This is a genomic window from Muricauda brasiliensis (genome assembly GCF_003057865.1).
Taxonomy (GTDB): Bacteria; Bacteroidota; Bacteroidia; order Flavobacteriales; family Flavobacteriaceae; genus Flagellimonas; species Flagellimonas chongwuensis.
In genome coordinates this window covers 46,443-67,221 of sequence record NZ_QBTW01000008.1, presented here as the reverse complement: position 1 = coordinate 67,221, position 20,779 = coordinate 46,443, and the positions used below count along the sequence as shown (strand labels likewise).

Here is a 20,779-nt window from a genome sequence, read left to right as displayed (position 1 = left end):
AGGGCCTTTTTTGTTTTTATAAGTTTTTCTAATCAATAGAAAACTTGAAAAGCAGTTGCTTTTTATCAGCTTCTGGAACCTCTGAAATGAGGACATAGTTTCCTGGGGTTAAATCAGCTTCAAAAAAGCCTTTACTTTCAGAAGGTAAATTGTTCATTCCTCCTAAAAATGTAAAGCCTGAAGGAGCGGGTGTGCGCAGTCCTCTGGGGTTCATCCAATTCATCCAGACTACCAAAGAATCCAATGAAGCCGTACTGTCGTATTGGACCAAGTTTATATCATGTCCGACAAAGTTTTCGTACACTTTTTGATCTATAAAATTTGTTTGGAATACTTGTCGCCCAGAGGAAAGGCTGTCCTTAAGTAAAATTCCGTCAGTACTGGATATGTCAATCTGCGCTGTTGCGGTCGGAGGTGTTAGTTCGCTGACCTCATTCTTCACTATAATTTCTTTTAACATGCCATGTGAAGTGTGCCAAGTACCATTGAACATTTTTACATAACATTCCATCATGTAACGACCAGGTTCTAGGTAAACGGTACTCTTTACGGTGTACTTAGGAGATACAAGTCCCGTGCCGCCCAAAAATTTCACTTTTTGGTACCATTCAGGTATTTTACCAAAAGCCGTCATCGCACTATCCATTTGGTTTTCCATGATATATCTCATCCCATCATCAAAAAGGGGGAGCAGTTCGGATTTAGTATTTTCTATGGTTATTCCTTCTGGATACAAATCCATCATAATAAAGTGGACTTCCTGAGATTCATTGTTGTAAATGAAAGTGTTCCAGCCTGAATATAGTGTGTCAGAAACAAAGAATTCCATACTCTTTGTACTTACATTGACCTGACCGAGTTCTAGAGGTGACTTTTCTGAAGTTGTAATTTCTTTTTCTTTGGTTTTGCAAGAAAGCAAAGTGAAGAGGAGTAAGCAGATTGTAATTGGATTTCTCATAGTGATGTATTAAGAGGTTTGTATGCTCCTGAAATACATAGCACTTTATAGAGGATTGGTTATGGTAAGAGGACTTCTCTTAAGATACAAACAAATTTCCACTTACCGATTTTTGATATATAAATGGTCGGTTTATTTATATGGTTGATATAATGTGTATCTAAAAAACTCCCCTAAGCAAAGCAAGCCTAGAGGAGTTTAGCAAGTTTAGTTGAGATTTACCTGAGATTTTAAACTCTAGGAAGATCTCCCTCACCCTTTAAAGGTAAATCGGATTTCCCCATTAAATAGGTGTCCACGTGGTATGCAGCTTGTCTGCCTTCGGAAATGGCCCAAACAATAAGGGATTGGCCCCTTCTTTGATCACCTGCTACAAAAACTCCCGGAACATTTGTTTTATAATCTGCTGCAGAAGCCTTAATGTTGGTTCTTGGGTCGATTTCAAGGTTTAGTTGATCAGCAACCGTGGTCTCCGACCCAGTAAAGCCAAGAGCCAATAGGACCAAATCACAGTCCCATTCTTTCTCTGTGCCCTCTACCTCTTTAAGTATGGGTCGCTGACCAGGTTGCTTGATCCATTCAACTTCTACAGTTACCAAGCTTGTTAGATTACCTTTGTCATCGGTATTGAATCTTTTAGTGGAGATGGTGAATACACGATCAGCACCTTCTTTGTGAGATGAGCTCGTACGCAATCGCATGGGCCAAAACGGCCATGGTTGTCCCTCGGGGCGATCGGTCGTGCCTTTAGGCATTATTTCAAAATTGGTCACGGAAGTTGCCCCTTGTCTTATGGAAGTTCCAATACAATCGGACCCGGTATCCCCGCCACCTATTACAATTACCTTTTTGCCTTTGGCAGAAATATCTTCTCCCTTAAATGGGATGCCATCCACTTTTCTGTTATTCTGAGGTAAAAAGTCCATGGCTTGGACCACACCTTTGGCATCAGCTCCCGGAATAGGAAGGCTGCGTCTCACCGTGGCTCCACCACAGAGTACAATGGAATCATATTCTTTTTGGAGTTCTTCAGCAGTTACATCGACGCCTACATGTATGCCGGTTTTAAACTCGATGCCTTCTTTTTCCATGACCTCAAGCCTTCTATCGATAACACTTTTCTCCATTTTAAAATCAGGAATACCATATCGTAAAAGTCCTCCTAGTTTTTCATCTCTTTCAAAGAGAGTAACAGTATGGCCGGCACGATTCAGTTGTTGGGCAGCCGCAAGACCTGCAGGTCCGGAACCTATTACGGCCACTTTTTTGTCCGTTCTGTTCATTGGCGGTTCTGGCTTTACCCAACCATTCTTGAATGCTGTCTCGGCGATGTTTTTTTCTATATTTTCAATGGAAACAGCAGGTTCGTTGATTCCCAGTACACATGCTTCCTCGCATGGTGCAGGGCATAATCTTCCCGTAAACTCAGGAAAATTATTTGTAGAGTGGAGTATCTGTGCAGCTTTTTCCCATTTTCCTTTATAAACGGCATCGTTAAAGTCTGGAATCAAGTTTCCTAATGGGCAACCGCTATGACAAAATGGAATTCCACAGTCCATGCACCGGGCGCCTTGATTCTTTAATTCACTTTCTTTTAAAGGTTTTGTAAATTCCTTATAGTTTTCGATGCGTTCTTTGACAGGGGCATATGCTTCGTCCTTCCTATCAAATTCCAAAAATCCTGTAATCTTTCCCATGTCTCAAATTATAAGGTTTGCATTTTTTCTTCTTCCAATCGGATAAGTGCTTGGCGGTATTCTTCTGGGAATACTTTAATGAATTTAGGAAGGCATTTTTCCCAATTTTCAAGAATATTCTGCGCCAAAGGACTTAATGTGGCGTTGTAATGGTTTTCAATCAAATCTTTTAATTGTTGTATGTCGTTATCCTCATCAACCGGTAGAAGATTTAAGTGGTCTCCATTACAGTTGCGTTTGAATGTGTCATTTTTGTCATACACATAGGCAATTCCACCGCTCATACCAGCTCCAAAATTTCGTCCTACCGAACCAAGAATCACAGCGACTCCACCGGTCATGTATTCACAGCCATGGTCCCCAATTCCCTCGACTACTGCCTTGGCCCCAGAGTTTCTTACGCAGAATCGCTCTCCTGCCTTACCGTTAATGTATGCCTCTCCAGATGTTGCTCCGTACAAGGTTACGTTTCCGGTAATCACATTATCTTCTGGTTTAATTGTAGATTTAAAAGGAACTTTCACTATCAGCTTGGCTCCAGAGAGTCCTTTTCCAAGGTAATCGTTAGTGTTTCCATTCACCACCATGGTGAGGCCTTTGGTGGCAAAAGCTCCAAAACTTTGTCCGGCAGAACCAGTAAAGTTTAGTTTAAGTGTATTTTCTGGCAAGCCTTCCTCTCCATAAATTTTTGAAATCTCATTGCTGATAATGGCGCCAACGGCCCTATCTGTGTTCTTGATCGGGAAATCCAGTGTGGTCTTCTCTTTTCTGAACAAAGCAGGGTGTGCTTTTCCTATGATTTCAAATTCAATTGACTTATCTATTTCATGATATTGTTTTTCTGTATTGTGGAGTTTAGTTCCTTCTGGGACATCTATACGATATAGGATTGGAGTCAAGTCAATACCTGCCGCTTTATAATGTTCGATTGCCTTTTTTCTGTCCAGTTTTTGTACTTGACCGACCATTTCGTTCAAGGTTCTAAACCCGAGCTTGGCCATAATTTCTCGCAACTCTTGTGCAACAAAGTACATGTAGTTGACCACATGTTCCGGTTTTCCTTGGAATTTTTTGCGCAACTCCGGGTTTTGTGTGGCGATACCCACTGGACAGGTATTCAAATGGCATACACGCATCATAATACAGCCCGATGCCACCAAAGGTGCTGTGGCAAAACCGAATTCTTCTGCACCCAATAAGCAGGCAATGGCTACATCTCGTCCTGTCTTCAACTGTCCATCACACTCTAGAACTACTCTGTTTCGCAAGTCGTTCAATACCAAAGTCTGCTGGGCTTCGGCGATTCCAAGTTCCCAAGGTAGTCCGGCATGTTTTAACGAGGTTAATGGTGATGCTCCCGTACCACCGTCGAATCCAGAAATAAGGATAACATCGGCCTTCGCTTTGGCCACACCTGCAGCTACCGTACCTACACCAACTTCCGATACCAGTTTTACGTTTACACGTGCTTCCCTATTTGCGGATTTAAGGTCATAGATCAATTGTGATAAATCCTCGATAGAGTAAATATCGTGGTGAGGGGGCGGTGAAATCAATCCCACATATGGTGTGGAGTTTCTTGTTTTGGCAATGGCCGGGTTGACTTTTGGTCCAGGCAATTGACCGCCTTCACCAGGTTTAGCTCCTTGGGCCATTTTAATCTGTATTTCCTGTGCGCTTGTCAAATAATTGGAGGTTACCCCGAACCTACCTGATGCTACCTGTTTTATGGCACTGTTTTTCCAGTCCCCGGTTTGACTTTTATAAAAACGAGCCGAATCCTCTCCGCCTTCACCCGAATTACTCTTGCCTCCGATTCGGTTCATGGCAACCGCTAGGTTTTCATGTGCTTCTTGACTTATACTTCCGTAGGACATTGCCCCAGTTTTGAACCTTTTTACAATTTCTGTCCAAGGTTCGACTTCTTCAATGGGTATAGGGTCGTAGTTCGAAAATTCGAAAAGTCCACGGATAGTCATCAAGTGTTTGGATTGCTCATTGACCAGTTTGGAATACTCTTTATAGGTTTCCGGCTCGTTGTTGCGTACCGATTTTTGAAGCATGGCGACACTTAATGGATTGAACATGTGCTTCTCGCCATTTCTTCTCCAGCGGTACTCACCTCCAACCTCGATATCGAGATTGGCTGATATGTTTTGTGATAGAAATGCTTTTTTGTGACGTTTGGTAACTTCTTTTTCTATTTCATAAAGTCCAATTCCTTGGATTCGAGTAGGGGTGTTTGGGAAATACCTGTCCACAACGGTTGTGTTGATTCCGATGCATTCGAACAATTGAGAGCCGCGATAAGAGTTCAACGTTGATATCCCAATCTTGTTCATGACCTTCAATATCCCTTTTCCGATAGCCTTGTTATAATTTTTAACGGCTTCCTCAAAAGTGTAATCTGTAATGTTGTTTTCCTCGATTTGCTCACCGATGATTTCATTCACCAAATAAGGGTTGATGGCACTTGCTCCAAAACCAAAAAGAAGGGCAAAATGATGAACCTCCCTTGGTTCAGCGGATTCGATAATGATGCTCAGTTTGGAACGTTTTCCTAATTTTCTTAGACCACTGTTCACATAGGAACAGGCCAATAGGGCAGGGATAGGAGCCATCTCGGCACTTACCATCCTATCCGATAGAATGATTATGTTCGCATCTTCATCAATGGCATTTGATGCCTGCTGCAATATACCGTCCAAAGCTTCTTCAAGCCCATTGTGCCCTTTGTTAATTTCATAGAGCATTGAAATGGAGACAACTTTATAATCAGGACTGGCATCATAATTTTTGATCTTGTCCAAATCTTCTTTGGAAATAACAGGGTTCTGGATTTTCAGTTTGCGGCAATGCAATTCTGAAAAATCAAAAATGTTGTGGTCACTGCCCAAAGTCAGACTAATATCGGTTATCAATTCTTCACGGATACCATCCAAAGGCGGGTTGGTTACCTGTGCGAACAATTGTTTAAAGTAATTGTATATTAATTGTGGGCGCTCGGACAACACGGCAATTGGAGTGTCGGAGCCCATGGAGCCAATGGGTTCCTTGCCATTTTCTGCCATGGGCATTATAATGGTGTTGATGTCTTCTTGAGTATAACCGAATGCAGTTCGTCTGGTCTGAAGCGGGAATTCTCCAAAGAAAACAGGGCAATCGTTATAAGGAATGTCCCTCAAGTGTACCAAATTCTTTTTTAACCACTCTTTATACGGATGCTTTTTGGCAATGGCTTCCTTGATTTCTTCGTCGTTGACGATTCGTCCTTCTTCCATGTTCACCAAGAACATTTTTCCGGGTTCCAATCGTCCGTGGAATTCGATATCCTCCGGTTCCAGTTCAACGACTCCGGTTTCCGACGACATAATGACGTATCCTTTTTTGGTTACCGAGTATCTGGATGGGCGAAGTCCGTTTCTATCCAATACAGCACCGATATAGTTTCCATCTGTAAATGGAATGGAGGCCGGTCCGTCCCAAGGTTCCATAAGACAGGAGTTGTATTCGTAAAAAGCTCTCTTGGCTTCGGACATGTCCGGGTTTTTTTCCCATGCTTCCGGAACCAACATCATCATTACTTCTGGCAAAGAACGGCCGGTCATCAATAATAGTTCAACCACCATGTCCATACTGGCGGAATCGGATTTTGCCGGCAATACGATGGGAAGTATCTTTTTGATATCTTCTCCAAACCACTCACTTTCCATTAGCTCCTCGCGTGAGCGCATACGGGAGACGTTTCCTCTAAGTGTATTTATCTCTCCATTATGGCACATATATCTAAATGGCTGTGCTAAATCCCAATTCGGGAAGGTATTTGTGGAAAATCTTTGGTGAACCAGTGCCAAGCGGGTAACCACTCGGGGGTCCAAAAGGTCTTCATAATATCTGCTGATATCTTTAGGGACCAAAAGCCCCTTAAAAATGATAATTTTAGTTGATAGACTGGGTAGGTAGAAGAATTCGCTTTCAGAAAGTTTGCTTTCTATTACAGTGTGTTCCGTGACTTTACGTGCAATGAAAAGTTTGAGGTTAAACTGAAATTCGTCCAAATCCTCTCCCTTGCCAACAAAAACCTGCATTACAAAGGGTTCTGTCTCGGCCGCTATTCTTCCCGGAATGGAACGGTTCACCGGAACGTGCCTCCAACCAAGTAATTCGAGTCCTTGTTTTTTTATGTTTTCCTCAAAAACCTGAATGCAAAAATTACGTTGGTTTTCCTTTTGTGGTAGAAATACGTTTCCAACCGCATATTCTCCTGCTTCCGGTAGTTCAAAGGAACAGGCGTCCTTAAAAAAGGCGTGGGGAATATCGATAAGTATACCTGCGCCATCTCCTGTTTTTCCGTCCGAGCTCACAGCTCCTCTGTGTTCCAATTTATCCAGAATTTCGAGGGCCTTATGTATTATGTCGTTTGACTTTATTCCCTTTAGGCTACATATAAAGCCTGCACCGCAGTTGTCGTGCTCAAATTCCGGTAAGTATAAACCTTGTTTCTTCAATCCCATCATTATCGTATTTCCTCAAAAATATCAAAATTGATGTATAAATAATAAGGTTTTAGTTGATTATCAGATAAATAATCAACGTATTGTTTCTGGGGTTAAAAAAAATTCAATTTAGGAATTAAGGGAATGTTAAATTATCATTATCTCAAATTGAGCTTAAAAAAAGGTTTCTTCCCTGCTATGAAAAGAGTGTTTTAAGGTTTGTGGTCATAATTTTATGTTAACACTTTGTGAAAAATAGGGGGTGAATAAAATTAGAAGTGATTCGTGAAAACGAACCCCCTCTTTTGGGAGGGGGTTAAATAATTTAATCTTTTAATATGCTTCTGGAGATAACTATTTTTTGGATTTCAGAGGTGCCTTCATATATCTGGGTAATCTTGGCGTCCCTCATCAAGCGTTCTACATGATAGTCTTTAACGTATCCATTGCCTCCATGTATTTGGACGGCTTCCACGGCTGTTTCCATGGCTACTTCGGAAGCATAAAGCTTTGCCATTGCTCCGGATAATGTGTAATCGTTGCCGGCATCTTTATCGCAAGCTGCTTGATAAACCAAATGGCGTGCAGCCTGTATTTTTGTATGCATGTCCGCCAGTTTAAAGGCTATCGCTTGATGGTTTGCTATCTCGGTCCCAAAAGCTTTACGTTCTTTTGAGTATTTAAGGGCTAGTTCGTAGGCACCGGCTGCAATACCCAAAGCTTGTGCTGCAATTCCGATTCGTCCGCCTGCCAATGTCTTCATGGCAAACTTAAAACCGAAACCGTCATCGCCGATTCTGTTTTTTTTTGGTACTTTAACATCGTTGAACATTAAGGAATGGGTGTCGCTACCACGAATACCCAATTTATTTTCCTTGGGACCTATATCAAAGCCTTCCATGTTTTTCTCAACTATCAATGCATTGATGCCATGGTGGCCTTTTTCCCGGTCCGTTTGCGCAATGACCAAATACACTTCGGCTTGGTTCCCATTTGTAATCCAATTTTTGGTGCCATTTAATATATAGTGGTCACCTTTGTCTATGGCAGTTGTTTTTTGGGAAGTGGCATCGCTTCCCGCTTCTGGTTCGGACAAACAGAATGCACCGATAATTTCACCACTTGCCAATCGGGTAAGGTATTTCTGTTTTTGCTCTTCAGTTCCATAAGTTTCCAGTCCCCAACACACCAAAGAATTGTTTACGGATACCATTACGGAGGCCGAGGCATCAATCTTGGACAATTCTTCCATGGCCAATACATAGGAAAGCGTGCCGAGGCCACTGCCTCCATATTTTTCGTCGACCATCATGCCCATAAATCCAAGTTCTCCCATTTTTCTAACAAGTTCACTTGGAAATTTTTGCGCATCGTCGCGTTCGATAACTCCTGATAAAAGTTCATTTTGGGCAAAATCCTTTGCCGCTTGTTGTATCATTAACTGTTCTTCGGAAAGTGTGAAATCCATAAAACTGAGTAATATTTAAAAACTACCTACAAATATAGCTTTCTAGTATTGATATTTTATAAAACATATTGATTAAATGAGAATGATTGAATTCTTTTCTTATTTTTTGAAATCTATCTATTGACGTTTCCTTATTTTTATGCTGATAAGATTATGTGGAAATATTCATTTTGAATATCTTTAGCCACACAGATAACTGCTCAAAAATATTATTCCTTAATTAAACCAAACTTAACATGGAAACCCTTTTAGTTGTCATTTTTGTAATTGGATATTTGGCAATTACCCTCGAACATAATTTAAAAATAGATAAGCTTATCCCTGCCTTGGCCATGATGGCTATTTTGTGGGCTTTGATGGCTTTTGGAATCGATGGTTTTACTACTTGGTTCGATTCCGGAAACCACGCGCTGTTGGAAAACTTCGGGTCTTTTGGCCACGAGGAGAAAATGGAGCTGATGGAGGAGACCCTTCTTCATCACTTGGGGAAGACCGCAGAGATTTTGGTATTCCTTCTTGGAGCCATGACCATTGTGGAGATCATTGATTACTTTGACGGATTCGCAACTATAAAGTCGTTTGTAAAGACAAGGAGCAAAAAGAAAATCCTTTGGATATTCTCTTTCTTGGCATTTATTCTTTCAGCCATTATAGATAACCTTACAGCAACTATTGTATTGATTTCTATCCTTCAGAAAATAGTGAAGGACAGAGAGGTAAGACTTTGGTATGCCGGTTTAATAATCATCGCTGCAAATGCAGGGGGTGCATGGTCGCCAATCGGAGACGTCACCACTACTATGCTATGGATCGGAGATAAAGTTTCCACGGCAATGCTTATAGAGCATTTGTTGGTACCTTCTTTAGTATGTATGTTGTTGCCGTCTTTCATAGCTTCTTTTTTACCCGCGTTTAAAGGTGAGATAGATGTAGATGAGGATGATAGCGGTTCCAAATCTAAATATGGACCCATTATGCTTTACTTGGGGCTTGGGGCGATTGTTTTTGTTCCTATTTTCAAGACAGTCACACATTTGCCACCATATGTAGGTATGATGTTGTCCTTGGCCGTTGTGGCGACTTTTGCTGAAATTTACAGTAACAAAAAGATTGCTATATCATCCGTCGATCAAGAAAGTGATGCCCATTCCCACCATAGCCCGGTGCATAGTGCATTGACAAAGATTGAATTACCAAGTATTTTGTTCTTCTTGGGTATTTTAATGGCCGTTGCTGCACTGGAATCATTGGGGCTATTGTTTAACTTCGCCGAAGGACTAAAACAAGGAATGCCATTGATCGGTACAGAGATGGCCGGTACCCGTGTGTCCGATTTGGTTGTAGTACTCTTAGGTGTAGGTTCAGCCGTTATAGACAACGTGCCGTTGGTTGCTGCAAGTTTAGGAATGTTCTCCGAGCCATTGGATGACCAATTGTGGCACTTTATCGCTTATTCTGCAGGAACAGGAGGTAGTATGCTGATTATTGGTTCCGCAGCAGGAGTTGTTGCGATGGGAATGGAGAAAATAGACTTCTTCTGGTATCTTAAAAAGATATCTTGGTTAGCCTTTGTAGGCTTCATTGCCGGTGCAATTGTATTTATGGTAATGCGATATTTGTTCTAAAAAATACTTTAGTTCAAAAATCTCCGTTATTATTGCAAATAAATTGGGGATTTTATATGAATATTTTACAAGAAGTAACGGAAGGCGCTGAGGCAACTGCCTCAATTTCCGAAGAAAAGACCTTATCCGTAATCGATCTTATTGTCAATGGAGGAACAGGAAGTGTCATCATAATTGTGGTGCTTTTTGTTCTTCTTTTTGTAGCTATGTATATTTATTTTGAACGCATTTTCGCTATAAAGGCAGCGTCCAAGATAGATAAGAACTTCATGAACCAGATTCGTGATCACATCAGCAATGGTAAATTGGAAGCTGCAAAATTATTATGCGCACAAACGGATTCTCCTGTAGCGCGACTTACCGAAAAAGGGGTTGCCCGTATTGGAAAACCTTTGGATGACATCAATACCGCCATCGAGAATGCAGGTACGTTAGAAGTTTACAAACTGGAAAAGAACGTTAGTGTTTTGGCCACCGTTGCAGGTGCCGCTCCAATGATTGGTTTCTTGGGAACAGTAATTGGTATGATTTTGGCGTTCCACGAGATGGCAAGTAGCGGAGGACAGGCAGAAATGGGTTCTTTGGCATCTGGTATCTATACCGCCATGACCACGACCGTAGCTGGTTTGGTAGTTGGTATTATCGCGTATATCGGTTACAACCATTTGGTGAACAGAACCGATAAAGTAGTGCATCAAATGGAGGCCAATGCCGTTGAGTTTTTGGACCTTTTGAACGAACCAGTATAACCCTTAGCTATGAAACTGAAGGGAAGAAACAAAATAAGCCCGGAGTTTAGCATGTCATCAATGACGGATATTGTGTTCCTATTATTGGTGTTTTTTATGCTGACTTCCAATGCGCCAAATGCACTGGATTTGCTTTTGCCAAAGGCAAAGGGTAAATCTACGAACACACAAAATGTTTCGGTGACCATAGACAAGAACCTGAAATATTTTGTGAACAACGAGCAGATCAACAAAGAATACATTGAAATTGAATTAAAAAAGGCACTTGAAGGTCAAGAAAAGCCAACAATCATCCTCAGAGCAGAAGAAAACGTGGCCATTAAAGAAGCGGTCAACGTAATGGATATTGCAAACAGGAACAGTTACAAGGTTATCTTGGCGGTGCGGCCAAAATAATGTCCTTTTTAGATACGAGACACAAGAAAAAATCCTTTACGCTCACAACACTTTTGTTGAGCGCACTCCTTCTATTGCTTTTTTATATTGGATTGACCTATCTCGACCCACCTATTGAAAATGGCATAGCCGTTAATTTTGGGACCATGGAATTTGGGAGCGGGGAAGTTCAGCCAACGGAACCAGTGCGTTCCGAACCTAGGGAGGTCGTAAGTCAACCTGAACCACAAGAAGTTGCCGAGCCTACAGAGCCTAAGGAAACGGTTGTTGAGGAAGCTCCGGTTGAAGAGGTTTTAACAAGTAATGATGAGGAAACCATTAAACTGAGGCAACAGCAAGAAGCCAAACGAAAAGCTGAGGAAGAGGCCGAAAAGGCCAAAGCTGAGGCTGAACGCATCGCTAGAGAAAAAAGGGAAGCTGAAGAGCGTAAACGCCAGGAACAGGAAGCCAAGAAAAAAAGTGTAGATGCCCTTATCGGAGGTATTGGAAAATCTGATGGTACCACTACAGGCAGTGAAGGTGACGATGATCGCGCTGGCGACAAGGGACAACCTGATGGTGACCCTTATGCCTCATCCTACTACGGTTCCCCAGGGAGCGGTACAGGTGGTTATGGATTAAGTGGAAGGTCTTTGGCCAACAAAGGAAAAGTTCAGCAAGAATGTAATGAAGAAGGTAGGGTTGTTGTTAGAATTACCGTTGACAGGTCCGGAAAAGTTGTTAAGGCGGAACCTGGCGTAAAAGGCACTACAAACAATGCTCCATGTCTATTGGAGCCTGCCCGTAAAACTGCGATGCTTCATAAATGGAATTCAGATTCGAATGCTCCGGCACAACAGATAGGTTTTGTGGTTGTCAATTTTAAACTAGGGCAGTAGTGACCTACCAAGAAACGTTGGACTGGATGTTCGGACAGCTTCCGATGTACCAGCAAAAGGGCGTAGCTGCCATGAACGCAAAACTGGACAACATCGTCAGCTTTTGCAATGTGCTTGGCAATCCTGAAAAAAAATTCAGAAGTATACATGTTGCAGGAACCAATGGTAAAGGGTCCAGTAGCCATATGCTGGCATCAATTCTTCAAGAGGCTGGTTATAAGGTTGGACTATATACTTCGCCCCACCTAAAGGATTTTAGGGAACGTATTAAAATAAACGGAAAGGTGGTAAGTGAAGATTTTGTGGTGAATTTTATTGAGCAACACAAGCCCTTTTTGGAATATCAAAAGCTTTCTTTTTTTGAAATGACCGTAGGCATGGCTTTCAGTTACTTTGCAGAGGAAGATGTGGATATTGCCATTGTTGAAGTTGGGCTTGGTGGACGTCTCGATTCAACCAATATTATAACTCCTGTAGTGTCCCTGATTACCAATATAGGAATGGATCATACGCAGTTTTTGGGAGATACTTTGGAGAAAATAGCATTGGAAAAGGCTGGAATCATAAAACCTAAGGTGCCTGTTGTGATCAGTGAGACACAGCCTGAAACAAAAATGATATTCAACCTGATTGCGCATCAGCTAAAATCAGTAATTGTTTTCGCTGATGATCAACCAGCAAAGGGATATACAACTGATTTGCTTGGGGAGTATCAAAAGAAGAATATCAATGGGGTGGTAGCGGCCATTTCACAATTAAAAGGTTTTGATGTTCCTGAGGAATCTATATCTAAAGGGTTGGCGAATGTTATTAAAAATACTGGACTTTTAGGTAGGTGGCAGATATTGCAACAAAACCCGTTGGTAGTTTGTGATACGGCCCATAATAAGGAAGGACTACAATTAGTTTTGAATCAAGTGCAAAAACAAACCTATTATCAATTACATATTGTTTTAGGTTTTGTTAGCGATAAGGATGTAAAATCTGTCCTTCAACTTTTTCCAAAGGAGGCACATTATTATTTTGTAAGACCGAGCATTCCTCGCGGGTTGGATGTCGGGACTCTTGAGGAAATAGCTAAGGAACAAGGTCTTATGGGAGAGAAATATATGTCGGTACAACAAGGTTTTCAAAAAGCGTTGGATAACGCCGATGACGAGGATATGATTTATGTTGGAGGAAGTACTTTTGTTGTTGCTGAAGTTGTGTAATTTTTTTCATTTTTTTGTTTTATAAATCAAAAACAGTCTTATATTTGCACTCCCATTACGGAAAATAATGGGCGCTTAGCTCAGTTGGTTCAGAGCACCTCGTTTACACCGAGGGGGTCGGGGGTTCGAATCCCTCAGCGCCCACTTTAAGAATTCAAAACTAAACCTTGTAAATCTATCTGATTTGCAAGGTTTTGACGTTTTAAGACGTTCATTTGAATTGGTTTGATTTGATATGTTTTGGTTTGCAATTCGGTTAGTAAATATTTTTATCAAAAATGTTAACCGAATAAGTATGTAAACAACTATATTACAATCACTTAGTATTTGACTTTCGTAGGTAATTTTCGTTCAAATTAACACTAAACCTATGAGAACCCGGTCTACATTTTCAATCAGTTTTTGGATAAGCACTGCCCGTCGGAATGACGGTTCCGCTAAGATATACGCTCGTATCACTATTGACTCACAACGAGTTAACATGAGCTTGAAGTATACCATCCCAACGGAAAACTGGGACCGAAAGGGATCGAGGGTTCTGGGGCGCACGAAGGAAGCACAGGAAATCAACACTTATCTAATGGAGGTTGAAACAGCACTTTTCCAATGCTATCGGGAACTTCGCTCCAAGTCGTCCCTTATCACCCCACAGATGGTCAAGGCGAAGTATTTCGGGGAAGATGAAAATCAGGTGACCTTAACGGAACTATTTGAACACCACAACCTTCATGGTGCCCATAACCTTTGTAAAGCTACCTTAAGCCATTATAAGACCACCCAGAAGTATTTGTTGGCCTATTTGAAAAAGCAGTATAAATCAGATGATTTTAGGTTGTCTCAGCTCAACCATCAGTTTGTTGTGGGTTTCGAGACCTACTTGCGAAAACTACACCCTATTCACCATCATGGTATACTTTCGAACAACGGAGTAATGAAACATATCCAACGTTTGAGAAAGATGGTCAGAATGGCTGTAAACAATGAATGGATAGAAAAAATATCCTTTTCAAAAATTTAAGATTAGGATGGAGAAAAAGGAAAGGGATTTTTTGACCTTGGAAGAATTACGAAAAATTCAGGGTTTCCAAACCAAGATTGAACGGTTACGAATTGTAAATGACTTATTTGTTTTTAGTTGCTACACGGGCATTGCCTATTGTGATATAATGAACCTTAATGAGGACAATCTCGTATTGGCTATCGATGGAAAGCACTGGATAAGTACAAAAAGACAAAAGACCAAGAACAGCTTCAAGTTACCTTTAATGGGACCGGCATTGTCGATTGTTAAGCGATATCACTATCATCCGAAAAGGGGTACAGATAAATTATTCCCTAAGATTTCCAATCAAAAATTAAATAGCTATCTGAAAGAGATTGCGGATTCATGCCATATCAATAAACACATAACTTTCTATATGGCAAGACATACGTTCGCTACTACCATTACTTTAAGCAATGGGGTTCCTATCGAAACTGTTTCCAAAATATTGGGACATTCAGAATTGGCCACGACCCAAATTTATGCGCGGGTCTTGGATAAAAAAATCAGTGAGGATATGAGTGACTTGGAAACGAAACTGGATTCTAAGTTTTCAGATTCAGATGCGGACAAGAGAAAATTTGGAAACCGTGATTTTTAAGGTGGAATTTGGAAAAGCTATTCATCAAATAAAAACATTAATAGGACAGCTGATTTTCAAATCAGCTTGTATTCATTCAGTCCCGCTTGCGGGACGTAGGAATAGCAAGAGGGTGATGAGCAGATTGCGCCATCACGGTCGTTTTAGGGTCTTCAACAAGTTGAAAACCAGTTAATTGAAATGATTTTGGAATGCTGTGCAAAATCAGGGGCTACAGTAGACTTTTCCAAAATCTACAGTAAACCCTTTGGGAAGCCTTGTAAACACTGGAAATTTTTGACGAAAAATTGACGCATTTTCACTAAAAAGCAAAATCACAGCTCTATGGAAAAGCAAAAAATAAATGACAGAACAAAGAATGGGACAGGGGGTTATTCCAACATCACGGTAAAGAAAGAAACGGCCATACGTTTTCGCAGCTATTCCAAAAAGTTCAACAAATCCCATAGTGAGGTTTTGGATGGAATGGTACAATACTTCAAGGAGAACAACCTTGACCCTTTTGGAGAGGGAACAAAGATTATCCTTGAAAGTATCAAAAAGTTGTAGCGTCAGATGATGAAAAAAATCGATAGGCTCATCGCCATTATCAAGAACATGGAAAAGACCAGTATCCGGCCCACCTATGAAATGGTATTGATACTTTATGATGCCTATGTAAGAGATGGAAGGAAACCCAGACCTGAGCCAGTCAAAATACAGCAAGAGCGAATGGATTTTTTGGAACCTAGAAACACCGTTCCAAAAACAGAGCACGATAGAATGCTGCAAGAATTCAAAGATTATAAAAAGGGTTGCAATGAAATCCTCCATAATGTGGAGAAGGTTGAACCTATGATGGGAAAGCCCTATATCAAGATCAACATGGGCATCGGGGATTTTGAAAGCTTGAAATATCAATTAAAATAACCGCAATGTACCTAACCATCTCAGCACAGAAAATGGGCAGTACCTACAACTCCAGTGTGGGAAACTACGTGGACTATCTGGAAAAGGAAAACAAGGACAGATTGCCCGAACAAAGGGAGGAATTCTTTGACCAAGAGAACGACAGCGTAAGTCCTGAAAAGGTCGTTGAAGAAATCGATGCCAATACGGCCAAACAGAGGCAGAAAGACCCGAAATTCTATTCCATAGTGGTCAGTCCCAACCAAAGGGAGCTTAAGGCCATAGGCAATGACCCAAATCTGCTAAGGGAATATACAAGGAAACTCATGGAGGACTATGCCAAGAGTTTCCATCGCAACCAAGAGGTCAAGGCCCCCAGTATACCGACAAATAAAGTACAGATGGCGGCCAAGATCATCAAAGCCCTTGGAAGAGGTATCAATAAAGCAAGAGGGCAAGAGGCACAGGTGAGGACATGGGGTACTGAAATCCAAAAAGTAGGTTGCGCCATACCGGGTTTTTGCTTCACGCTTATCTACCGGAACACTACAAAAAACCGTTAGGATCCATGCGTAAAAGTTGGGGTAAGAATTTGGGACGCTTGCGGCGCGAAACATGGTTTCGCTCGTGTGTATATCACCTTTAAAAGAGCAAATTCTTTATTTTTCTATGAGATTATCCGATTCGTACTTTATACAACATATCTAAAGCAGTGTGAGAAAATATTTCAATTCTTTATTGTATTTGAACTTTTCAAGATAAGATAAGGTGAGATAGAGCAGCAAGAATGCTCCCGATAACGGGGCCTATTATGGGAATCCAGGAATAACCCCAATCGCTCCCACCTTTCCTCCTAATAGGGAGTAGGGTGTGCATTATTCTTGGGCCAAGATCACGTGCCGGATTTATGGCATAACCGGTAGTGCCGCCAAGGGCAAGACCTATCACAAACACTAGGAGGGATACCGGTACGGCACCCAAAGACCCCATACCTATTGGAGCTTGAATGTCACCTTCACCCAAAAGGGGATCACTAAAGTAAAAAATGACAAAAATGAGGGAAAATGTACCTACTACTTCACTCAATAAATTTAATGGCCAATCCCTAATGGCTGGATCAGTACAGAAAGTAGCTCTTTTGGCATCTGCGTCATCCGTTTTCCGATAATGGTTGCGGTACAATGCCCAAACAAAAAAGCTGCCCAACATGGCACCGATCATTTGTGCCATTGTATATGAGGGCACAAGCTCCCATGAGAATTTTCCCGCCATGGCCAAGCCAATGGAAACAGCGGGATTAAGGTGGGCCCCGCTATATGGGCCGGCAATGACCACACCTATAAATACCGCTAAGGCCCAACCGGTAGTAATCACGATCCACCCACTGTTGTTTCCTTTAGTTTCCTGAAGGACCACATTGGCCACTACACCGTTTCCCATGAGAATGAGAAAAAACGTTCCGATAATCTCTGCTATAAATGCTGTCATTTGGATATGGTTTATTTATGGTTGGACCAATAATTGGTGGTATTAATGGCTTTGTGCCATCGTCCAACGGCTTCTTTCACCCGAAAATTGGTGTTTGGTTTATATTTAGTTTTTACTTTCCATTGTCTCTTAATCTCCTCTACATCGTCCCATAGGCCAATACCCAATCCTGCTAAGTATGCCGCTCCCAATGCCGTAATCTCAGTTGTTTCCGGTTTAATGATACCGGATTGCAGCACATCAGATTGGAACTGCATTAAAAAACGGTTGGCTGTGGCACCTCCATCAACTCTTAATTCCTTGATTTTTATGCCGGCATCTGCCTCCATGGCCTTTAGAACATCGTAGGTCTGAAAAGCAATGCTTTCCAAAGCTGCCCTAGCAATGTGCCCAGATGTGGTTCCTCGGGTTATTCCCACAATTGTTCCGCGAGCATGTTGGTTCCAATGAGGCGCTCCCAACCCTGTAAATGCCGGAACAAAACTGACCCCGCCATTATCATCGGTTTCATTTATAAGGTCTTCAACCTCAGGGGCCGAGTGGATAATGCCCAGCCCATCTCGCAACCACTGTACGACTGCACCAGCAATAAAGATGCTTCCTTCGAGGGCGTATACAACCTCGTCGCCGATTTTCCATGCAAGCGTAGTTAGGAGTTTGTTCTTGGAAATTATAGGTGTGTTTCCTATGTTCATCAGCATGAAGCAACCTGTGCCATACGTGTTCTTAACCATCCCTGGCTCTGTACACATTTGCCCAAATAAAGCGGCGTGTTGATCACCAGCGATTCCCGTGATGGGAATTTTCTTTGCAAATATTGCTCCCGAAGTTGCTGCCAAAGCACCACTTGAATCACAAACCTGTGGCAACATTTCTTTTGGAATGCCGAAAAGGCTCAATAATTCATCATCCCAAGAGAGTGTATGAATATTATATAGGAGGTATCTTGATGCATTGGTACTGTCTGTAATATGTTTTTCACCTTCGGTAAGATTCCATACCAACCAAGAATCTACCGTTCCAAGAGCCAACTGCCCTGCTTCAGCTTTTTCACGGGCCCCTTCTACATTGTCCAAGATCCAACGCACTTTGGTTGCAACGAAATAAGCATCGATGACAAGTCCTGTTTTTTCGCGAATCATTGATTCATGCCCTTGGGCAATCAATTCATCGCAATAGTCAGAGGTACGCCTATCCTGCCAAACAATGGCATTGTAGATGGGCTCACCTGTTGCTCTATCCCAAACAACCGTGGTTTCCCTTTGGTTTGTGATGCCTATTGCGGCTATATCTTCTGATTTTAGTTTGGACATTGAAACCGCTTCAGCGGCCACACCTATTTGGGACGATAAAACCTCATTGGCATCATGCTCTACCCATCCCGGTTTGGGAAATATCTGTCTAAACTCTTTTTGAGCTATGTTGATAGCTTTCCCGTTTTGGTCGAAGATCAAAGCACGTGAACTTGTGGTGCCCTGGTCAAGAGCGAGAATATATTTTGGCATTTTATTTATTTTATGTTCTACTATACCTTGTACAATCTACTTGAAATGATTATCTCACCAACAGTCGGATCGACAAGATAATTTTTTGCAATATTCTGAAAACCCTTTATTTGATTGTCCACCCATTCTTGGTTTTTACCTAATTCCTCTGCCATAATTACTGCTACTTTTGGAGCAAGTTCTATAGCTGCTCTGGCATTTAGGAACAGAATGCGCAATCGGCGGGCCAGTACGTCATCAACCGTTCGGGCCATTTCATGGCGAACCGCCCAAATTACCTCTGCGGCGGTAAACGAGAATTTGGGATGGAGGGGATGGTTCAAATCTGGGTTTTCCTTTTTGAGCTTTGCAATCCCAATTGCATCTGTCCCATAAAAATTTAATGAGTCATCTGGTATCGACTCCTTGGAATATCCATGTATTTTCAATCGTTGTGTTTGGCACGGACCAGTCGATAAATCACCTAATTCTATCGCTTGGTCCACTGTGTCCTCGGCCATTTTTCTATAAGTGGTCCATTTGCCACCGGTGATGGTGATTAATTTAGAAGCGGTGACCTTTAGTTTGTGATCTCTGGATATTTCTTTGGTGCCCACTTCTTTGTTCTCTGGAAGTACCAAGGGTCTAAGCCCCACAAACACACTGAGCACATCTTTTTCCGTAGGAGGTTCTTTCAGATAATCCTTGAGTGTATCCAAAATGAAATTTATCTCTTCTTTTAGGGGTTTAGGCTCCAACTGATGTCGATTTAAAGGCGTATCGGTGGTGCCTACAACAAGATGTTTGTGCCACGGAACGGCAAAAAGTACTCGGCCATCTGTTGTCGCGGGTATCATTAGGGCATGTTCGCTATCGAGAAAGGACTTAGGCAGTACCAAATGAATTCCTTGACTTACTTTTAATAGCGGATTAGCATCCGGACTGTCCATTTTAAGGATATCGTCCACAAAAACACCCGTAGCGTTTATTACAACTTTGGCCCGTACACTATAGGTTTTTCCTGTTTCTGTATCAGTAACCTGAACCCCACTAACCTTACCCTTGGAATCCTTGTCCAATCGATCGACCTTCATATAGTTAAGCAAAATCCCTCCTTGCTCAATAGCGGTTTGAGCCAGGTTGATGGCCAAACGGGCATCATCGAACTGTCCATCAAAATACTGTACGCCGCCATTGAGTTTCTTGGGGTTTAAATTGCCCATCTGTCTAAGTACTGTAACACGTTTGAGCAGAGATGTATTTCCCATCCTGAATTTTTGAGCCATCCAGTCGTAAATTTTCAACCCGATACCATAAAAATATTTTTCCCACCAACGATAACTAGGAATGATAAAGGAAAGTGGATTGACCAAATGAGGTGCGTTCTTTAGCATCAGCCCTCTTTCCCGCAATGCCTCAAAAACCAGTTTAATGTTTCCTTGAGCCAAATAGCGTACACCGCCATGTGCCAACTTGGTACTGCGGCTAGAGGTTCCCTTGGCAAAATCGGACTGTTCAAAGAGTACGGTATTCAAGCCTCGTGAACTAGCATCCAGTGCTACGCCGAGCCCTGTGGCTCCTCCGCCAATAACCAGAATATCCCAACTTTCCTGTTCCGTTTCTATTTTGTGCAATAATTGTTCGCGGTCAAAAAAGGTTTTCTTTTGTTCTTTTTTCATGTATAATTGGAAATAAAACGAAGCAAATATAACATAAATACAACACTGAAATAACATAAAGACAAAAAAAAGTTCTACAAAATGATAAAATGGTATTTGTTTTTATTTTTTTTTGTTAC

The 20,779-nt window shown here is 41.7% G+C and carries 15 protein-coding genes, 1 tRNA gene and 1 pseudogene; 10 read left to right on the top strand and 7 right to left on the bottom strand.

Annotated elements, in window-relative coordinates:
* Positions 1-28 precede the first annotated feature (28 nt).
* The 4 genes from DCK90_RS05475 to DCK90_RS05460 all read right to left on the bottom strand — a co-directional run bounded on the left by DCK90_RS05475 (position 29) and on the right by DCK90_RS05460 (position 8,619).
* Positions 29-958 carry a hypothetical protein gene (locus DCK90_RS05475; protein WP_108245182.1) on the bottom strand — a complete coding sequence of 310 codons (930 nt, stop codon included), beginning with the start codon at positions 956-958 and terminating at the stop codon, positions 29-31.
* A 230-nt stretch (positions 959-1,188) separates the two neighbouring features.
* Positions 1,189-2,655, bottom strand: coding sequence for a glutamate synthase subunit beta (locus DCK90_RS05470; protein WP_108245181.1), 1,467 nt, complete (start codon positions 2,653-2,655; stop codon positions 1,189-1,191).
* A gap of 8 nt (positions 2,656-2,663) precedes the next feature.
* Complete coding sequence (gltB, locus tag DCK90_RS05465; RefSeq protein ID WP_108245187.1) at positions 2,664-7,169, bottom strand: glutamate synthase large subunit; 4,506 nt, start codon at positions 7,167-7,169, stop codon at positions 2,664-2,666.
* A 307-nt stretch (positions 7,170-7,476) separates the two neighbouring features.
* Positions 7,477-8,619, bottom strand: coding sequence for an acyl-CoA dehydrogenase (locus DCK90_RS05460; protein WP_108245180.1), 1,143 nt, complete (start codon positions 8,617-8,619; stop codon positions 7,477-7,479).
* A gap of 236 nt (positions 8,620-8,855) precedes the next feature.
* On the opposite strand from DCK90_RS05460, the gene nhaD reads away from it, so the two are divergent.
* The 10 genes and pseudogenes from nhaD to DCK90_RS05405 all read left to right on the top strand — a co-directional run bounded on the left by nhaD (position 8,856) and on the right by DCK90_RS05405 (position 16,572).
* On the top strand, positions 8,856-10,244 hold the full coding sequence (nhaD, locus tag DCK90_RS05455) for a sodium:proton antiporter NhaD (protein WP_108245179.1): 1,389 nt from the start codon (positions 8,856-8,858) through the stop codon (positions 10,242-10,244).
* 56 nt (positions 10,245-10,300) lie between these two features.
* Positions 10,301-10,993 carry a MotA/TolQ/ExbB proton channel family protein gene (locus DCK90_RS05450; RefSeq protein WP_108245178.1) on the top strand — a complete coding sequence of 231 codons (693 nt, stop codon included), beginning with the start codon at positions 10,301-10,303 and terminating at the stop codon, positions 10,991-10,993.
* A gap of 9 nt (positions 10,994-11,002) precedes the next feature.
* A complete protein-coding gene (locus DCK90_RS05445; protein WP_100816272.1) occupies positions 11,003-11,389 on the top strand; it encodes an ExbD/TolR family protein in 387 nt (128 codons plus the stop codon).
* Positions 11,389-12,267, top strand: coding sequence for an energy transducer TonB (locus tag DCK90_RS05440; RefSeq protein ID WP_108245177.1), 879 nt, complete (start codon positions 11,389-11,391; stop codon positions 12,265-12,267). Before DCK90_RS05445 ends, DCK90_RS05440 begins: the two co-directional genes overlap by 1 nt.
* Positions 12,267-13,478 (top strand): bifunctional folylpolyglutamate synthase/dihydrofolate synthase, encoded by a 1,212-nt coding sequence (locus DCK90_RS05435; protein WP_108245176.1) that lies wholly within the window; start codon positions 12,267-12,269, stop codon positions 13,476-13,478. Before DCK90_RS05440 ends, DCK90_RS05435 begins: the two co-directional genes overlap by 1 nt.
* A 69-nt stretch (positions 13,479-13,547) precedes the next feature.
* A tRNA-Val gene (locus DCK90_RS05430) sits at positions 13,548-13,622 on the top strand.
* Between the two features lie 337 nt (positions 13,623-13,959).
* Entirely contained in the window at positions 13,960-14,496 is a 537-nt protein-coding gene (locus DCK90_RS05425) for a phage integrase SAM-like domain and Arm DNA-binding domain-containing protein (RefSeq protein ID WP_159075772.1), read from the top strand.
* A gap of 7 nt (positions 14,497-14,503) precedes the next feature.
* On the top strand, positions 14,504-15,121 hold the full coding sequence (locus DCK90_RS05420; protein ID WP_108245174.1) for a site-specific integrase: 618 nt from the start codon (positions 14,504-14,506) through the stop codon (positions 15,119-15,121).
* Between the two features lie 324 nt (positions 15,122-15,445).
* Positions 15,446-16,030: pseudogene (locus DCK90_RS17165) on the top strand (BfmA/BtgA family mobilization protein).
* 5 nt (positions 16,031-16,035) lie between these two features.
* On the top strand, positions 16,036-16,572 hold the full coding sequence (locus DCK90_RS05405; RefSeq protein ID WP_199912651.1) for a DUF5712 family protein: 537 nt from the start codon (positions 16,036-16,038) through the stop codon (positions 16,570-16,572).
* Between the two features lie 190 nt (positions 16,573-16,762).
* On the opposite strand, the gene DCK90_RS05400 is transcribed toward DCK90_RS05405, so the two are convergent.
* The 3 genes from DCK90_RS05400 to DCK90_RS05390 are packed head-to-tail and all read right to left on the bottom strand — an operon-like array spanning position 16,763 to position 20,660.
* The gene (locus DCK90_RS05400) at positions 16,763-17,497 is read right to left on the bottom strand and encodes an MIP/aquaporin family protein (protein WP_108245171.1); all 735 of its coding nucleotides are present in this window, start codon (positions 17,495-17,497) and stop codon (positions 16,763-16,765) included.
* An 11-nt stretch (positions 17,498-17,508) separates the two neighbouring features.
* On the bottom strand, positions 17,509-19,002 hold the full coding sequence (gene glpK, locus DCK90_RS05395) for a glycerol kinase GlpK (RefSeq protein ID WP_108245170.1): 1,494 nt from the start codon (positions 19,000-19,002) through the stop codon (positions 17,509-17,511).
* A 20-nt stretch (positions 19,003-19,022) separates the two neighbouring features.
* Entirely contained in the window at positions 19,023-20,660 is a 1,638-nt protein-coding gene (locus DCK90_RS05390; RefSeq protein ID WP_108245169.1) for a glycerol-3-phosphate dehydrogenase/oxidase, read from the bottom strand.
* Positions 20,661-20,779: the final 119 nt, after the last annotated feature.